The 15,429-nt window shown below is 39.9% G+C and carries 15 protein-coding genes and 1 tRNA gene; 9 read left to right on the top strand and 7 right to left on the bottom strand.

Going from position 1 to position 15,429, the window contains the following annotated elements; translation table 11 throughout:
• The first annotated feature begins 27 nt into the window (after nucleotides 1–27).
• Together HBL79_RS04205 and HBL79_RS04210 are read left to right on the top strand one after the other, a co-directional pair.
• Nucleotides 28–588, top strand: coding sequence for a peptidoglycan L,D-endopeptidase MepK (locus tag HBL79_RS04205; protein ID WP_035685051.1), 561 nt, complete (start codon nucleotides 28–30; stop codon nucleotides 586–588).
• Between the two features lie 67 nt (nucleotides 589–655).
• Entirely contained in the window at nucleotides 656–1,288 is a 633-nt protein-coding gene (locus HBL79_RS04210; RefSeq protein ID WP_035685048.1) for an MBL fold metallo-hydrolase, read from the top strand.
• 188 nt (nucleotides 1,289–1,476) lie between these two features.
• Here HBL79_RS04210 and HBL79_RS04215 read toward each other — a convergent pair whose 3' ends face one another.
• The gene (locus HBL79_RS04215; protein ID WP_035685045.1) at nucleotides 1,477–2,415 is read right to left on the bottom strand and encodes a Kdo(2)-lipid IV(A) acyltransferase; all 939 of its coding nucleotides are present in this window, start codon (nucleotides 2,413–2,415) and stop codon (nucleotides 1,477–1,479) included.
• A 118-nt stretch (nucleotides 2,416–2,533) separates the two neighbouring features.
• Between HBL79_RS04215 and hldE the strand changes: the two genes are divergently transcribed.
• A complete protein-coding gene (gene hldE, locus HBL79_RS04220) occupies nucleotides 2,534–3,961 on the top strand; it encodes a bifunctional D-glycero-beta-D-manno-heptose-7-phosphate kinase/D-glycero-beta-D-manno-heptose 1-phosphate adenylyltransferase HldE (RefSeq protein WP_035685042.1) in 1,428 nt (475 codons plus the stop codon).
• A 425-nt stretch (nucleotides 3,962–4,386) separates the two neighbouring features.
• On the opposite strand, the gene HBL79_RS04225 is transcribed toward hldE, so the two are convergent.
• Both HBL79_RS04225 and HBL79_RS04230 read right to left on the bottom strand, forming a co-directional pair.
• Nucleotides 4,387–4,671: a YcgL domain-containing protein gene (locus HBL79_RS04225; RefSeq protein WP_017806228.1), complete on the bottom strand. Its 285-nt coding sequence runs from the start codon at nucleotides 4,669–4,671 to the stop codon at nucleotides 4,387–4,389.
• 164 nt (nucleotides 4,672–4,835) lie between these two features.
• Complete coding sequence (locus HBL79_RS04230) at nucleotides 4,836–5,438, bottom strand: peroxiredoxin C (protein WP_035685040.1); 603 nt, start codon at nucleotides 5,436–5,438, stop codon at nucleotides 4,836–4,838.
• 158 nt (nucleotides 5,439–5,596) lie between these two features.
• Here HBL79_RS04230 and metC point away from each other — a divergent pair, with 158 nt between their 5' ends.
• Nucleotides 5,597–6,790: a cystathionine beta-lyase gene (gene metC / locus HBL79_RS04235; protein WP_035685037.1), complete on the top strand. Its 1,194-nt coding sequence runs from the start codon at nucleotides 5,597–5,599 to the stop codon at nucleotides 6,788–6,790.
• Nucleotides 6,791–6,874: 84 nt separating this feature from the next.
• On the opposite strand, the gene recR is transcribed toward metC, so the two are convergent.
• Nucleotides 6,875–7,480: a recombination mediator RecR gene (gene recR / locus HBL79_RS04240; protein WP_035685034.1), complete on the bottom strand. Its 606-nt coding sequence runs from the start codon at nucleotides 7,478–7,480 to the stop codon at nucleotides 6,875–6,877.
• Nucleotides 7,481–7,567: 87 nt separating this feature from the next.
• Complete coding sequence (locus HBL79_RS04245) at nucleotides 7,568–7,897, bottom strand: YbaB/EbfC family nucleoid-associated protein (RefSeq protein WP_035685032.1); 330 nt, start codon at nucleotides 7,895–7,897, stop codon at nucleotides 7,568–7,570.
• 114 nt (nucleotides 7,898–8,011) lie between these two features.
• On the opposite strand from HBL79_RS04245, the gene HBL79_RS04250 reads away from it, so the two are divergent.
• The 3 genes from HBL79_RS04250 to HBL79_RS04260 all read left to right on the top strand — a co-directional run bounded on the left by HBL79_RS04250 (nucleotide 8,012) and on the right by HBL79_RS04260 (nucleotide 10,508).
• On the top strand, nucleotides 8,012–9,952 hold the full coding sequence (locus HBL79_RS04250) for a DNA topoisomerase III (protein WP_035685029.1): 1,941 nt from the start codon (nucleotides 8,012–8,014) through the stop codon (nucleotides 9,950–9,952).
• A gap of 112 nt (nucleotides 9,953–10,064) precedes the next feature.
• Nucleotides 10,065–10,403 (top strand): preprotein translocase subunit SecG, encoded by a 339-nt coding sequence (gene secG, locus HBL79_RS04255; protein ID WP_035685027.1) that lies wholly within the window; start codon nucleotides 10,065–10,067, stop codon nucleotides 10,401–10,403.
• A 19-nt stretch (nucleotides 10,404–10,422) separates the two neighbouring features.
• Nucleotides 10,423–10,508: transfer RNA gene (locus tag HBL79_RS04260), tRNA-Leu, on the top strand.
• Nucleotides 10,509–10,782: 274 nt separating this feature from the next.
• Here HBL79_RS04260 and HBL79_RS04265 read toward each other — a convergent pair.
• Both HBL79_RS04265 and HBL79_RS04270 read right to left on the bottom strand, forming a co-directional pair.
• On the bottom strand, nucleotides 10,783–11,289 hold the full coding sequence (locus HBL79_RS04265) for a YadA C-terminal domain-containing protein (RefSeq protein ID WP_124994819.1): 507 nt from the start codon (nucleotides 11,287–11,289) through the stop codon (nucleotides 10,783–10,785).
• A 570-nt stretch (nucleotides 11,290–11,859) separates the two neighbouring features.
• A complete protein-coding gene (locus tag HBL79_RS04270; RefSeq protein ID WP_035685022.1) occupies nucleotides 11,860–12,882 on the bottom strand; it encodes a branched-chain amino acid aminotransferase in 1,023 nt (340 codons plus the stop codon).
• Between the two features lie 487 nt (nucleotides 12,883–13,369).
• Between HBL79_RS04270 and HBL79_RS04275 the strand changes: the two genes are divergently transcribed.
• Together HBL79_RS04275 and rlmM are read left to right on the top strand one after the other, a co-directional pair.
• Nucleotides 13,370–14,260 carry a transcriptional regulator GcvA gene (locus HBL79_RS04275; protein WP_017806239.1) on the top strand — a complete coding sequence of 297 codons (891 nt, stop codon included), beginning with the start codon at nucleotides 13,370–13,372 and terminating at the stop codon, nucleotides 14,258–14,260.
• The gene (gene rlmM, locus HBL79_RS04280; RefSeq protein ID WP_035685019.1) at nucleotides 14,253–15,344 is read left to right on the top strand and encodes a 23S rRNA (cytidine(2498)-2'-O)-methyltransferase RlmM; all 1,092 of its coding nucleotides are present in this window, start codon (nucleotides 14,253–14,255) and stop codon (nucleotides 15,342–15,344) included. Before HBL79_RS04275 ends, rlmM begins: the two co-directional genes overlap by 8 nt.
• The last annotated feature ends 85 nt before the right edge of the window (nucleotides 15,345–15,429 follow it).

Raw genomic sequence — 15,429 nt, forward strand, 5'->3', positions numbered from 1 at the left:
TACCAATATATTTAAATTTATTTGGCAATGAATAATATGAATCAAAACCGTAGAAAATGGCTTTCTCTTGGAGGGCTAACATTAGGTATGTCTTTACTACCTAAGCCACTGTTGGCAGTTATTGGAGTACCTAAACCGAAAGTATTAAGCTTTAGAAATATTAATACAGGAGAAAAATTTAGTGGAGAGTTTGATCCACAAAAAGGTTTTTCAGTTGAAAACTTGAAAAAATTAGATTATCTATTGCGTGATAAACGTAATAATCAAGTTCATAAGATTGATCCTAAATTATTCAATAAGCTTTATCAAATTCAAACTCGTTTAGGACTTAAGAATACAGAGATTCAAATTATTTGCGGATACCGATCAGCTAAAAGTAATGCGGCGATGCGTAAAAAAAGCCGTGGTGTAGCGAGTAATAGTTATCATATCCGTGGTCAGGCTATCGATTTTCGTATTAATGAGGTGGCTCTAGCTAAGTTGAAAAAAACAGCTGAAAGTTTAAATAATGGGGGAGTAGGATATTATCCCAAGAGTAATTTTATCCACATAGATACAGGACCAGTGAGAACTTGGCGGGGAAGCTGATATTTTTTGTTTGGCAAAATAATTAGGCTATTTGGAGCAAAACCCATAGCGAATTTAGGACGTGAAAATGAATATTGAAATTATCCCAGTGACTGAATTTAAACAAAATTGTTCCTTAATTTGGGATGAAAATAAAAATGCCGCAATTATAGATCCAGGTGGTGAGGCAAATAGGTTAATTAAACGTATTGAAGAGTTAGGTTTAAATTTAAAATTAATTTTACTTACACACGGGCATTTAGATCATATTGGTGCTGCAGAAAAATTAAGAAATCATTTTAAGATTGAAATTTGGGGTTCTAATGAGGCGGATCGCTACTTATTTGAACATCTCCCTCAACAGGCAGAAAGGTTCGGTGTACTTTTTGAAAGTAATGCATTTGTACCCGATCGCTGGCTAAATGATGAAGGGGAAATTATTAATATTGGGGATTTATCTTTCGAAGTTTTAAATTTACCTGGACATAGTCCAGGACATATTGGTTTTATTAACCACAAGCAACGCATTGCTTTTACAGGTGATGTTTTATTTCAAAATACTATTGGTAGAACGGACCTTTATGGAGGAGATCAACCTACTTTGTTATGTTCTATTCGTGATAAACTCTGCGTATTACCCGATGATATGATTATCATTGCAGGTCATGGAAACTACACGACGATTGGTAGAGAAAAGAAACATAATCTATTTTTATTATAGCGTAATCTGCGTTTATACTGTGAACGCAGATTGTTGATATGATTTTTTATAGTTATTAAATCAAATGATTTGACATTATATTCAATAAAATGTACACAAATAATCTAGGATAGTCCAAAATTAGAATAAAGGACTTGCGTAAAGAATGTTCTTTGGTTCGTCAAATATTTTAATGTAGTTAGAGTATCTTATTCTTCATATAAATTAGCATCACTTTCTTTCGGACGGGTTTTGAAGCGGCGGTGTAGCCACATATATTGTTCTACGCCTTGCAAAATTTCTTTTTCAACCACTTGATTCATTCGCGTTGCAATGTCCACTTCGTCATTCAGATCAGAAAAATCCACAGGGGCGGCAACCTTGATGGTGTAGCCCGAACCGTCCGCATTGCGTAGTGGAGCAAAAGGGATCACTTTGCTTTGTGGTGAGGATTTCAAAAGATAGTAGCTACCCGTGGTGGTGGCAGCGTCTTTCACCGCGAAGAATGGCACGAAGACCGCATTTTTTCTGCCGTAATCGTGATCGGGTGCGTACCAAATGATCTCACCGCGACGTAAGGCTTTGATCATATTGCGTAAATCTTTGCGATCGAGCATATCTTTGTTTGAACGCAAACGCCCCCAAGTTTGTAGCCAGTCCATTAGTGGGTTATCGTTTGGGCGGTAAACGCCGATACCGGGGGTGTACATTCCTAAAATCCTCGCTCCGAGTTCAAGGGTCAAAAAATGTACGCCTACGAGAATAATTCCTGAAGTTTGATGGGTTTTGAGATGTTCTAGTCCCTCCACGTTTGACCATTTTTTTAAGCGTTCATCTGACCAAAACCAAGCCATTCCTGTTTCGATAATCGCCATTCCTGTCGCTTTCACATTAGCTTTGGCGATGTCATCAATTTGCTGTTCGTTATAATTGGGAAAACAAAGTTTAAGGTTACGTTTGGCGATGTTCATTCGGCGTTTGCCAACACTTAATTGAGAAAATATCCAGCCAAGCCCATTACCGATGTGGCGTAAAATAGGATAGGGCAAAAAGAGAATGATTCGCCAAATGGCTAACCCTAGCCAAAACCCCCAATATTTTGGGGCGAGAAAGGCTCGTTGAAATGTGGGAAGTGATGAATTTGCCATAATAAATCAATAACTCATTATTAAAAGCTCGTAGTTTAGCGGAATTTTTAGTAAATAGCATTTATCCTATGGTAAAATTTGCGAAATTTTCAGTGTAAAACGAAAGGAATGAGAGTTAATGGCACAATATTCGACACAATTTCAGCAAGCAAAAGTGCTTGTTCTTGGTGATGTAATGTTAGATCGCTACTGGTTTGGGGCGACAAATCGGATTTCTCCCGAAGCACCAGTACCAGTGGTGCGAGTGCAGGAAAATGAGGAGCGTGCAGGTGGGGCGGCGAATGTGGCGATGAACATTGCTTCGCTTAATGTTCCCGTGCAGTTGTTAGGATTAACGGGGCAAGATGAAGCGGGGGCAGCCCTTTCTTCAATGCTTGAAAAACAAGGCATTGATTGCAATTTTGTACAGCTTGTTAGCCACCCAACCATTACAAAACTTCGCGTACTTTCTCGTCATCAACAATTATTACGTCTTGATTTTGAAGAAGATTTCCATAACGTGCAAAGTGATGAGCTATTAGCGAAATTACAAAGTGCGGTGCAAAATTTTGGTGCTTTGATTTTATCGGACTACGGCAAAGGGACGCTCAATGCGGTGCAATCAATGATCCAAATTGCACGACAAGCCAATGTACCTGTGCTTATCGATCCAAAAGGTACGGATTTTGAACGCTATCGCGGGGCAACGTTGCTCACCCCGAATATGTCGGAATTTGAAGCTGTGGTGGGGAAATGCCAGAACGAAGAAGACATTGTGGAAAAAGGCTTAAAATTAATCCGCGAGATTGAGTTGAAAGCCTTATTGGTAACGCGTTCAGAAAAAGGAATGACCTTGCTCCGCCCAGAGCAACCGCCATTTCATTTGCCGACAGAAGCGAAAGAAGTCTTTGATGTAACAGGGGCTGGGGATACGGTGATTAGCGTGTTAGCGACTGCATTGGCTGATGGGCGTAGCTTTGAAGAGGCGTGCTATTTAGCGAATGTGGCGGCGGGAATTGTTGTCGGCAAACTAGGCACATCGACTGTATCTAACGTGGAACTAGAAAATGCCATTCACGGACGTACCACCACAGGCTTCGGGGTAATGAATGAGCAACAACTAAAAGAGGCGGTAAGGCAAGCGAAGAAACGCGGTGAAAAAATTGTGATGACAAATGGCGTTTTTGATCTAATTCACCCAGGGCATATTTCTTATTTGGATAATGCTCGGAAATTGGGTGATCGCTTGATTGTGGCAGTAAATAGTGATGCTTCTGTTAAACGCCTGAAAGGCGAGAGTCGTCCAATAAATTCTCTTGACGCTCGAATGGCAGTGCTAGCGGGGCTTTCTGCCGTGGATTGGGTGGTAGAATTTACTGAAGACACGCCACAACGTTTAATCAGCGAAATTTTGCCTGATTTGCTAGTCAAAGGCGGTGATTATAAGCCCGAAGATATCGCAGGCGGCAAAGAAGTTATCGCTAACGGCGGTGAAGTGAAAGTGCTAAATTTTGAGGACGGTTTTTCCAGTAGTAATGTGATTAACAAAATTCAGTCTTTGAAATAATGAGAGATATTCTATAAGGTCGAAAGCGTGGTAGAAAATTACGCTTTGGCGTTCTGACAAAGGTCTAGCTAAAAAGCTAGGCCTTTGTTTTTAGAAGGGAGCGATGTGCGAATATTTCAGGTGTGCTTTATCGGAGAGGCGTGTATGAAGATTTCTTGAAAAACAGATATTGATTGAGTAATTATGTCACTTTTATAATCGTTACCCGAATGTGCTGGCTCGTGATGAATACACATCAAAACTTGCACTAGGCAATTTGCCTGCTATGGTCGAAAGAGTTATTGGGAAAGTAACGGTTATTAAGGTATTTTAACAGGTAATATAGTTTAGCTTTAAAATGAAGTAGAGTGAATAAGATAGTACCCTTAAAACTAATAAGGGGAGACAAGAATCAACTTTTTAGGGGGGGGGATAGTGTGAAAATATCAAAGTGCGGTCGGTTTTTGATGCTGCTTTTTGTGGAGTGCTAACAAATTTTCTTCTTGTTTAGGCATTTGTAAATAAAAGCCTTGTTGTTGGATTTTTTCTAGCACTTCTTGATTATCTGCGTTGATGAGTGATTTTTCGCCTTTAAGATTAAATAACATCACAAAAATAGGCGTGCCGAAACTGTCGCGTAGGGTTTCAGGTATGGACGAGAAATCATCGCGTTTGGCAATGTATAAATACATTCCTTCTTTTTTCTTACTTTTATAAATAGCACACAACATTTTTAGTCATATCAAAAAGGAAAGATTATAGATTTCTAGTATAACTAGCTAAAGATCAATAAAATTGCAATTTATGCTGAAATAGGATTATGCAACTGAATAGGGAATTAAACTAGTTTGATAGATTCCTGCTTAAGTAGAGGAATCTATCAATTATTTAACTATTATAGTTTATCGGCATTTTGTTTTAAGTATTTCGCAACGCCTTCTGGGCTGCCAGTCATACCTTCTTTACCTTTTTCCCATTGAGCTGGGCAAACTTCACCGTGCTCTTCGTGGAATTGTAACGCATCTACCATACGGATCATTTCGTCAATGTTACGACCAAGTGGAAGATCGTTTACAACTTGGTGACGAACTACGCCATCTTTGTCAATTAAGAATGAAGCGCGAAGTGCAACGCCTGCTTCTGGGTGTTCAATACCGTAAGCTTGTGCGATGTCGTGTTTAACGTCTGCTACCATTGCGAATTGAACTTCACCGATACCGCCTGCATCAACAGAGGTTTTACGCCACGCATTGTGAGTGAATTGAGAGTCGATAGACACACCAACCACTTCAACACCGCGGTTTTTGAATTCTTGGTAACGTTTGTCAAATGCGATGATTTCAGATGGACATACGAAAGTAAAATCTAAAGGCCAGAAGAAGATAACTGCTGGTTTACCTTTGATGTGTTCTTTTAAGTTAAAGTTATCAACGATTTCACCGTTGCCTAATACTGCTGATGCAGTAAAATCTGGTGCTTGACGAGTTACTAATACCATAGTACAAATCTCCTATAAAAAATTGATGATAGATATGCTTAAATAACAATAAGCGTAAATCGGCAAATATTCTAAAGAAAAGCACCGCACTTGAATAGCTGTTTTTATCTATTAAATTGATTATTTTTACCTAAATTTAATAAAAGTAAGGAAAATTTATGAAAGCAAATACTACATCAAACACCACTTTTGTTCACGCTGGACGCAAGAAGAGAATGACGCAAGGTAGCGTTAATCCTGTGATTCAGCGAGCTTCTTCGCTGGTTTTTGATTGCATTGCAGACAAAAAAGAAGCGGGCAAAAATCTCACCAAAGGGGCGTTATATTATGGTCGCCGCGGCACACTCACTCACTTTGCTTTGCAAGATTTAATGTGTGAATTAGAAGGTGGTGCGGGTTGTTATCTTTACCCTTGTGGCGCAGCTGCCGTAACCAATGCCATTCTATCTTTTGTTGCCACAGGGGATCATATTTTGATGACGGGGGCGGCTTATGAGCCAACTCAAGTATTTTGCAACGTGATTTTGCAAAAAATGGGCGTGAGTACCACTTATTATGATCCGCTTATGGGTGCAGAAATTGCCACTTTAATGCAGCCTAATACCAAAGTGGTGTTTTTAGAATCACCCAGCTCGCTCACAATGGAAGTGCCTGATATTCCTGCAATTGTCAAAGCCGTGCGTGCGGTGAATCCTGATGTGGTGATTATGATTGATAACACTTGGGCAGCAGGCGTATTGTTCAAGGCGTTGGAACACGATATTGATATTTCAATCCAAGCTGGCACGAAATATTTAGTCGGCCATTCCGATGCAATGATTGGCACGGCGGTTTCCAATGCCCGTTGTTGGGATAAATTGCGTGAATATTCTTATTTAATGGGGCAAATGGTGGATGCGGATACCGCTTATATGACAGCACGCGGTATTCGTACCTTAGCGGTTCGTTTAAAACAACACCAAGAAAATAGTTTAAAAGTAGCACAATGGCTGGCTCAACAACCTGAAGTCAAAGCCGTGTATCACCCAGCCCTGCCAAGCTGCCCAGGACACGAAAACTTTGAGCGGGATTTCACGGGGGCAAGTGGGCTGTTCTCTTTTGAGTTAAACGAAAAATTAACCCAAGAACAATTAGAACGTTTTATGGATCATTTTGAACTCTTCTCAATGGCGTATTCTTGGGGGGGATTTGAATCTTTAATTCTGTATAACCAACCTGAAGAAATCGCAAAAATTCGCCCGAATATTGCACGCAAGCTCACTGGCACCTTAATTCGTGTGCATATTGGTTTTGAAGAGGTTGAAGAACTTATTCAGGATCTAAAACAGGGATTTGAACGTTTAAGAAATTAACTCATTAATGCTTATTTTCAGCGATTGTTGAAAATAAGCGTTTATAAAATTATGATTCCAAACAAAATTAATTTCTGAGTCATTTTAATATTGAATCTCTCTCCGTCCCGAAAAAGAATGCCCTAGGGTATTGCTATCAACCATTTCCAGCTCGCCACCGACGGGAATACCGTGGGCGATACGCGTTACTTTGATTCCTCGTTGCATACAAAGCTCGGCAATATAATTGGCAGTGGCTTCGCCCTCGATGGTCGGGTTGGTGGCTAAAATAACTTCGGTAAAAGCTTCATTTTCTAAGCGGCGATTGAGTAAATCCAGTCCAATCTCTTTTGGACCAATTCCATCTAACGGGGATAAATGCCCCATCAGCACAAAATAACGCCCTGAAAATTGCCCTGTTTGTTCAATGGCTTGAATATCGGAGGGTTGTTCCACCACACAGAGCAAGCCCGAATTTTGGCGGCGTGGATTTTCACAAATGGTGCAGACCTCTTCTTCGGTGAAGGTACGACATTGTTCGCAATGCCCAATTTGCGACATCGCGGCGGTTAAGGCACGGGCGAGATCCATTCCACCGCTACGATCGCGTTGCAATAAATGATAAGCCATTCGCTGGGCGGATTTCGGTCCCACACCAGGTAAACAGCGTAATGTGTCAATCAGCGTTTCTAATAATGGACTGGTTTGCATTGTATCCCCAAAAAACGAAGAAAAAACACACCGCACTTTTTTCTGAATGCTGTGAATAAAAGTGCGGTGTGAATAAATGATGATTTTTTAGAATGGCATTTTAAAGCCAGGCGGTAATGACATTCCAGCCGTAACGGACGCCATTTTTTCTTTTTGCAATTCTTCCGCACGACGCACAGCATCATTAAATGCGGCAGCGATAAGATCCTCGAGCATTTCTTTATCGTCTTCCATCAGAGAGGGATCAATCTCAATACGGCGGCAATTATGCGCCCCATTAATGGTGATTTTCACCAATCCCGCCCCAGATTCGCCCGTAACTTCTAACTGTGCGATTTCTTCTTGCATTTTTTGCATACGATCTTGCATTTGCTGGGCTTGCTTCATTAAATTGCCTAAGCCACCTTTTCCAAACATAATTTTATCCTCAGTGTTAAAAATCGCTACATTCTAACCAAAAATTAATAAATTGGGAACTATGAAATTTATGCTAGAATGGCGAACTTTGTTAAGTCGATTGATGTTGTCCCTATGCGATTATTTGTAGCTGAGAAACCAAGCCTTGCCCGTGCGATTGCTGATGTATTGCCCAAACCTCATCAGCGTGGCGATGGGTTTATTCGTTGTGGCGAGCAAGATTGCGTAACTTGGTGTGTTGGGCATCTTTTGGAGCAAGCCGAGCCTGACGCTTATGATCCGCGATTTAAACAATGGCGGTTAGAACACCTTCCCATTGTGCCGATGAAATGGCAATTAATCCCGCGAAAAGCGGTGAAAAAACAATTAGATGTAGTGGTTAAACTCATTCATCAAGCCGATGAACTCGTCAATGCAGGCGACCCCGATCGCGAGGGGCAATTATTGGTTGATGAAGTGTTCAGCTATGCCAACCTTTCCGCTGAAAAAAAAGCACAGATCCAGCGTTGTTTAATCAGCGATTTAAACCCAAGTGCGGTGCAAAAAGCGGTAAAAAAATTACAATCTAATCAACATTTTATTCCTCTAGCCACCTCTGCGTTGGCTCGAGCCAGAGCCGATTGGCTTTACGGCATTAATATGACGCGAGCCTACACCCTTCGCGGGCAACGAGCGGGCTATCGTGGCGTGTTATCCGTTGGACGGGTTCAAACGCCCGTGTTGGGGCTAATCGTTCGTCGTGATTTGGAAATTGAACACTTCCAACCGAAAGACTATTTTGAAGTACAAGCCTTTGTGCAAACGCTGGAAAAAACGCCGCAAAAATTCACCGCACTTTGGCAGCCCAGCAAAGCCTGTGAAGACTACCAAGATGACGACGGTCGCGTGCTTTCTCGTGCATTAGCGGAAAATGTAGTCAAACGCATCACGGGACAGCCTGCCACTGTCACGGATTATCAGGACAAGCGAGAAAAGGAAACCGCTCCGCTGCCTTATTCCCTTTCTGCCTTGCAAATTGATGCGGCGAAACGCTACGGGCTTTCCGCTCAAGAGGTGTTAGATACTTGCCAACGGCTGTATGAAACGCACCGTTTGATTACCTATCCCCGCTCTGATTGCCGTTATTTGCCCGAAGAGCATTTTGCGGATCGCCATAAAGTGATGAATGCCGTTTCCGTTCACGCTCCTGATTATCAACCACTACCAAACATCGTCAATCCAGAACAGCGAAATCGTTGTTGGAATGATAAGAAAGTAGAAGCTCACCACGCTATTATCCCTACAGCGAAAAATAAGCCCGTTAATCTGACGACGACAGAGCGAAATGTCTATCAGCTTATTGCTCGTCAATATTTGGCACAATTTTGTGCGGACGCAGAATATCGCCGCTGCAAAATCACCCTCACTATTGCAGGTGGAAAATTTATCGCTCAAGCCAGTAATTTACAATTTGCGGGCTGGAAAGAGCTATGGGGCAAAGAAAATGAGGAACAAAATAACGCCGAGCCATTACTGCCCGAAGTGAAAAAAGAGCAAGAACTTTTTTGTGAAAAAGGGGAAATTTTAAGTAAGAAAACACAACCGCCGAAACCCTTTAGCGATGCGACATTACTTTCTGCAATGACAGGTATTGCCCGTTTTGTTCAGGATAAAAACTTGAAAAAAATCTTACGCGAAACCGACGGATTAGGTACAGAAGCCACAAGAGCGGGGATTATTGAATTATTGTTTAAGCGTGGTTTTTTGCATAAAAAAGGGCGGCATATTCATAGCACAGAAGCGGGGCGGATTTTAATTCAAGCCTTGCCAGATGTTGCCACGCTGCCAGATATGACCGCACATTGGGAGGCTCAGCTTAACGCAATTAGTCAAAAAAAACTTAGTTATCAACTATTTATGCAAGATCTTGTGCAGTCATTATCGCCTTTACTTGCTTATCAAAATGACGCAGCTTTGCATCAGTTAAGCCAAATTAACACGCAACGACAAACCCGCTTTAAACATAAAACACAGGCTAAAAAAGTGAAAAATGCACCTACAACGCCAGCGGTTTGATTATAATTGCGGCAATCAAACTTATTTTGGAAGAAAATCCCTTGCATCATAAAATTATATTCGTTAGTATTCGCCCGTTGATTTTTGGTATCCACTGGCGAAGAGAAAAATAATGTATCAAGCACTGTTAGTTATTTATTTACTTGTTTCTATTGCACTTATTGGTTTTGTGCTAATTCAGCAAGGCAAAGGTGCGAATGCAGGTGCTTCTTTCGGTGGTGCATCGGGAACTGTTTTCGGTTCAAGCGGTGCAGGTAATTTCTTAACAAGAACAACCGCAATTTTGGCAGCTATTTTCTTTATCATTAATCTCGCTATTGCAAATATTAATAGCCATCACAACAATGTAACAGAAAGTAAATTTGATAACCTTTCACAAGTTGCAGAGAAAATTGAACAACAGCAACCTGTAAAAGTAGAAAGCAAACAAAATTCGGATATTCCGCAATAAAATCATCTCACAGAATTTAGCTCTGATGGTGGAATTGGTAGACACGCTATCTTGAGGGGGTAGTGTCCATAGGACGTGCGAGTTCAAGTCTCGCTCAGAGCACCAAAACACTTAACTAAGCCTTTCGTAACTACTCGAAAGGCTTTTTTAATGCCTGAAATATCAAGGCTTTAGACTATTTTACCCCTCGCAACTCATCATAATTGCATTTAATGTTAAAAACAACCAAGCAATCTTGCTTAAGCATAATATTTACAACCTCGAGCGGTATTGTTAAAACATCATTTTTCCTCACATTGTACGGCACGTTTTCCCATTCTTATCCCTTGTCTTTGTTTTCTGTCATTAGTGTTTTATGGGCAAGCTCTTATTCTATAAACTAGAATTGATACCCAATAGAAGTTGATGTACTAAGATCTTTGTTGCTACCATTCATTCCAGTGGCAAGGCTAAATTTTGCTTTCCAATGTCCATTGTCACTTAATCTTGATACGCCGATAGCGACAGCACTACGATCACGATAAGTTCCTACGCCAACAGCAACCATACTTTTTCCGTCTTTAGTCGCAGAAACTAAGCCTGCCATTGCATTGCTAGCAGCAATGCCACTAGCTAAGCGATTATCTAACAATTTTATATCACGTTGTAATTGCGTAATTTGTGTATTTAAATTTGGGATTAGTTTTCTGTTCTCAAGTTGTGTAATACGAGCATCGTGTGTATCTATGTCGTTTTCTAATTTCCCAATTATTGTGTTATTTTTTATATAGTTTTTCATTTCTGCAACAATCTTAGGATCATTACCTTTATCATTAGGTATATAATTTGAAACCACATTATTGTAAAAGTCTGATCGTTCGTAATCCTCATTTGTTACTGCTGTCATCGTATCAACACCAAGTATGGCATCAATAAGATCCAGCCTTTCACAAGGGGCACAGTCATCAGCTGGTAGTACCTCGTTACCGTTACCTTCTTCCTTAGCTAAGGTGTTATAAGAAATTAACAATGTAAATAGGGTTAAAAAATAAAGCAGGTATTTTTTTCACTTTGATTAACATAATGATTCTCCTCATTTTAAGCAGTGGATAATTCGGTTTACGTTAATTTGTGGCATATCTCTAATATCATCATCAATTAAAATTGCCTGTTGTATATTAAATATACTCGGGGGGGGTAAAAACAACTAAAAAAACGTAGATTTGTAATTTATATCTTATTTTTTTGATATCCATCAATAAGGATGTTTTTTAAGAGATATTGATGAAATATGATTACTGTTATTTTAATTTGAGGAAAAGTGAAATGCTAAAATTGAAGATATGAGAATATAGTCATAGATGTGTACATCGAACTTTGCAAAGGGTATTTTACAATACCCTTTGTATGTTGATACTGAAGATTTATATTCTAGACAGCACAAAAAATATTAGTATTGATAAGGGCTGGTTAAGCCTTATTCAACTTTTACAATCCAATTATCAGGTGCGTCAATATCACCAAATTGAATGCTTGTAAGTTCGTTATACAGTTTTTGTGTGATTTCACCAACTTCAGTTTCCGAATAGAAAACGTGGAAGTTATCACCATATTGAATACCGCCAATAGGGGTGATTACGGCGGCTGTGCCACAAGCACCAGCTTCTTTAAATTGATCTAACTGATTAATATAAATATCACCTTCAATGGCTTCTAATCCTAATCGCTCTTTTGCAAGATATAGCAAGGAATATTTGGTAATACTTGGCAAGATTGAAGGAGAGAGTGGCGTAATGAATTTATTGTCTTTTGTGATACCAAAAAAGTTTGCAGCACCTACTTCCTCTATTTTTGTATGTGTAGTCGGGTCAAGATAAATGCAATCACTGAAATTGCGTTCTTTGGCAAGTTTACCTGGATAAAGGCTTGCGGCGTAGTTTCCACCTACTTTAGCCGCTCCAGTGCCTTGTGGTGCAGCACGATCATAGTTTGAAACAATAAAATTGGTAGGCTTCATTCCGCCTTTAAAATATGCCCCCACTGGGCTACAAAAAATAGAGAAAATGTATTCTTTTGCGGGGCTTAAGCCTAAATTATCGCCTACGCCGATCACAAATGGGCGTAAATAAAGCGTTGCACCTGTGCCATAAGGAGCAAGCCAATCTTGGTTGGCTTTAACCACTTGTTTACAGGCTTCCACAAACATTTCTGTTGGGATCTCAGGCATTAATAAACGTTGGCAACTTTTTTGCAAACGCAGCGCATTTTGTTCTGGACGAAAGAGATTAATCGAACCATCTTTGCAACGATAGGCTTTTAAGCCTTCAAAACATTGTTGTCCATAATGTAATGAACTAGAAGCTTCACTAATATGTAGTACATTATCTTCGGTCAGTTCACCTTTTGACCATTCTCCATTTTTCCAATAAGCAATATAGCGATAATCTGTTCTGATATAACCAAAGCCAAGATTTTGCCAGTCGAGATTTTTAATTGTCATCGTTTTTCCTTAACCATTATTTTTTTGTCATAGAGTAGTTTTAATCTACACCATTCTTAAAAACTTGCAATAATAAAAGTGCGGTTATTTTTGAATTTATTTTGATTAGGAAAAATTTTGTGCATTCTTTATGGCGAGTGTGGAAATTTATTTCGGGAAAAAATGAAATTGTGGTAGGATCTCAGGCATAAAAAAACACCGCTTAAGGAAGCGGTGCTTAACCAAAAAAGGTCTAAAATATATACAGGAAGTGAAATGAGTAACTAATGAGTTACTCTGTTCGGTTTCCCGAACTATGCAAACACAACATCATACTTAAGTCGAAACTCTTAACCAATAAGGAATTACCAACCATTAAGTATGAGGATATTGTAGTTGAGATGTGTGTTTGAGGACAATGGATATTTTTTTATCCCTTGTATAAAAAAAACTAATAGATAAATCAGTTGTTTAGTATAACTGATTATTTTTCATTTGAGAAGATTTTATGTATAAACGTTTGCCTCCCTTGAATTCACTGAAAGCGTTTGAATGTGCGGCACGTCATTTAAGTTTTACTAAAGCAGCGGATGAACTTTTTGTTACTCAAGCGGCAGTGAGTCATCAAATTAAATTATTAGAAGATTTTTTAGGCATTGAATTATTTAAACGCCAACACCGCACGTTAGTTTTAACTGAATTAGGACAGATTTACTGTAAAGAAGTTAAAGATATTTTGTATCGATTATCTGATGTTACTCAAAAGTTAATGGCTCAGAAAAATGAAAAACACCTAGCAATCAGCGTACCACAAACATTTGGTATTCAATGGCTAGTGCCTCGTTTGAGTCAGTTTAATGCTCTTTATCCTGATATTGAAGTGCGATTGACAGGTGTAGATCAAGATGAAGGGTTACTTAACCGAGAAATTGATATTGCGATTTATTATGGCCGTGGTGCTTGGGAAAATTTGCAAGTAGAAAAACTTGCGGAAGAAAATTTACTTTTGCTGGCTTCGCCGAAATTGTTGGCTAAACAACCTGTTCGTTGTGCGGAAGATTTAAAAAAGCATACGCTGATTCATATTCATACTCGGGATAATTGGCAAAAAATGGCAGATTATTTACAGTTAGAGGAACTGGATATTCAACACGGACCAATTTTTAGCCATACGTTTATGGCATTGCAAGCAGCCGTACATGGGCAAGGAATTGTGCTGGCTAATCGCGTTTTAGCCCAGCAGGAAATTGATAATGAAAGATTGCAGATTGTTTTATCGACACAGTTAAAAGATCCTAAATCTTTTTATGTGGTCAATCAATTTGATAAAGCAAATGAAGAACAAATTTTAGCATTCCGCCAGTGGATTATTAACGAAATAAGAAATACTAATGAATAAACTCGCTTTATATTGCCGTATTGGTTTTGAAAAAGAATTAGCCGCCGAAATCACCGATAAAGCCAGTGAGCTTGGCGTGTTTGGCTTCGCTCGAGTTGAAAATAATTCGGGTTACGTTATCTTTGAATGCTTCCAAGCGGGGGAAGCGGATTACCTCGCAAAAACCTTGCCTTTTGAGCAACTGATATTTGCACGCCAAATGATCGTGGTTTCTGATTTGTTGGCAGACCTTTCACCGCAAGATCGAATCAGCCCGATCATCGCCCAATATGAACGAAGCCATTTGTCCACCAACTTGGCACTAAGCCGCGAGCTGTGGGTTGAAACGGCGGATACCAACGAAGCCAAAGAACTTTCAGGCTTTTGCCGTAAATTCACCGTGCCGCTGCGGCAAGCAATGAAATCCAAAGGCTGGCTCGGTGCAAAAGCAGAACAAAAGTGCGGTGTGTTTTTGCACCTATTTTTTATCCGTGCGAATTGTTGTTACGTTGGCTACTCTTATTGCCACAACCACTCCCCTTATTTTATGGGCATTCCGCGTTTAAAATTTCCGCCAGAAGCACCAAGCCGCTCCACATTGAAGTTGGAAGAAGCTATTTTGACGTTCATTCCAAAGCAAAAAGAAAGCCAATATCTGAACGAAAATCACTATGCGGTGGATTTAGGTGCTTGCCCTGGCGGCTGGACGTATCAGCTAGTTAAACGCGGATTATTTGTTTATGCCGTAGATCACGGCAAAATGGCAGCCAGCCTGCACGATACAGGACGCATTGAACATTGTGCGGAAGACGGCTTCAAATTCCAACCACCAAAACGCCGCCGAATTGATTGGCTCGTGTGCGATATGGTGGAGCAGCCTAGCCGAATTACGCAACTCATCATTAAATGGTTGCTAAATGGCTGGTGTCAAGCCACCATTTTTAACCTCAAACTCCCAATGAAAAAGCGTTACGCCGAAGTGAAACAATGTTTAAAAATGCTACAAAATGCCCTTGAAAAACAAGGAATAGCCTTTGAATTAAAAGCAAAACATCTGTATCACGACAGAGAAGAAATCACCGTTTATCTTCGTTTACTTCCATAATTTGAGTGCGGTGCAAATTTTAGTTTAATTTTATTCGCGTTCGTTAAGATAAAATGCTTTAACTAAGTGTAACGCCAAAATATAA

This window comes from Avibacterium paragallinarum (genome assembly GCF_011765605.1).
Classification (GTDB): domain Bacteria; phylum Pseudomonadota; class Gammaproteobacteria; order Enterobacterales; family Pasteurellaceae; genus Avibacterium; species Avibacterium paragallinarum.

Bases quoted from the DNA above. Each gene is read 5' to 3' on its own strand.
- HBL79_RS04225 (WP_017806228.1), bottom strand. From the start codon at position 4,671: ATGTTGTGTGCTATTTATAAAAGTAAGAAAAAAGAAGGAATGTATTTA.
- HBL79_RS04275 (WP_017806239.1), top strand. From the start codon at position 13,370: ATGTATAAACGTTTGCCTCCCTTGAATTCACTGAAAGCGTTTGAATGT.
- hldE (WP_035685042.1), top strand. From the start codon at position 2,534: ATGGCACAATATTCGACACAATTTCAGCAAGCAAAAGTGCTTGTTCTT.
- HBL79_RS04250 (WP_035685029.1), top strand. From the start codon at position 8,012: ATGCGATTATTTGTAGCTGAGAAACCAAGCCTTGCCCGTGCGATTGCT.
- HBL79_RS04230 (WP_035685040.1), bottom strand. From the start codon at position 5,438: ATGGTATTAGTAACTCGTCAAGCACCAGATTTTACTGCATCAGCAGTA.
- HBL79_RS04265 (WP_124994819.1), bottom strand. From the start codon at position 11,289: ATGACAGCAGTAACAAATGAGGATTACGAACGATCAGACTTTTACAAT.
- HBL79_RS04205 (WP_035685051.1), top strand. From the start codon at position 28: ATGAATAATATGAATCAAAACCGTAGAAAATGGCTTTCTCTTGGAGGG.
- HBL79_RS04245 (WP_035685032.1), bottom strand. From the start codon at position 7,897: ATGTTTGGAAAAGGTGGCTTAGGCAATTTAATGAAGCAAGCCCAGCAA.
- HBL79_RS04270 (WP_035685022.1), bottom strand. From the start codon at position 12,882: ATGACAATTAAAAATCTCGACTGGCAAAATCTTGGCTTTGGTTATATC.
- rlmM (WP_035685019.1), top strand. From the start codon at position 14,253: ATGAATAAACTCGCTTTATATTGCCGTATTGGTTTTGAAAAAGAATTA.
- HBL79_RS04215 (WP_035685045.1), bottom strand. From the start codon at position 2,415: ATGGCAAATTCATCACTTCCCACATTTCAACGAGCCTTTCTCGCCCCA.
- metC (WP_035685037.1), top strand. From the start codon at position 5,597: ATGAAAGCAAATACTACATCAAACACCACTTTTGTTCACGCTGGACGC.
- secG (WP_035685027.1), top strand. From the start codon at position 10,065: ATGTATCAAGCACTGTTAGTTATTTATTTACTTGTTTCTATTGCACTT.
- recR (WP_035685034.1), bottom strand. From the start codon at position 7,480: ATGCAAACCAGTCCATTATTAGAAACGCTGATTGACACATTACGCTGT.
- HBL79_RS04210 (WP_035685048.1), top strand. From the start codon at position 656: ATGAATATTGAAATTATCCCAGTGACTGAATTTAAACAAAATTGTTCC.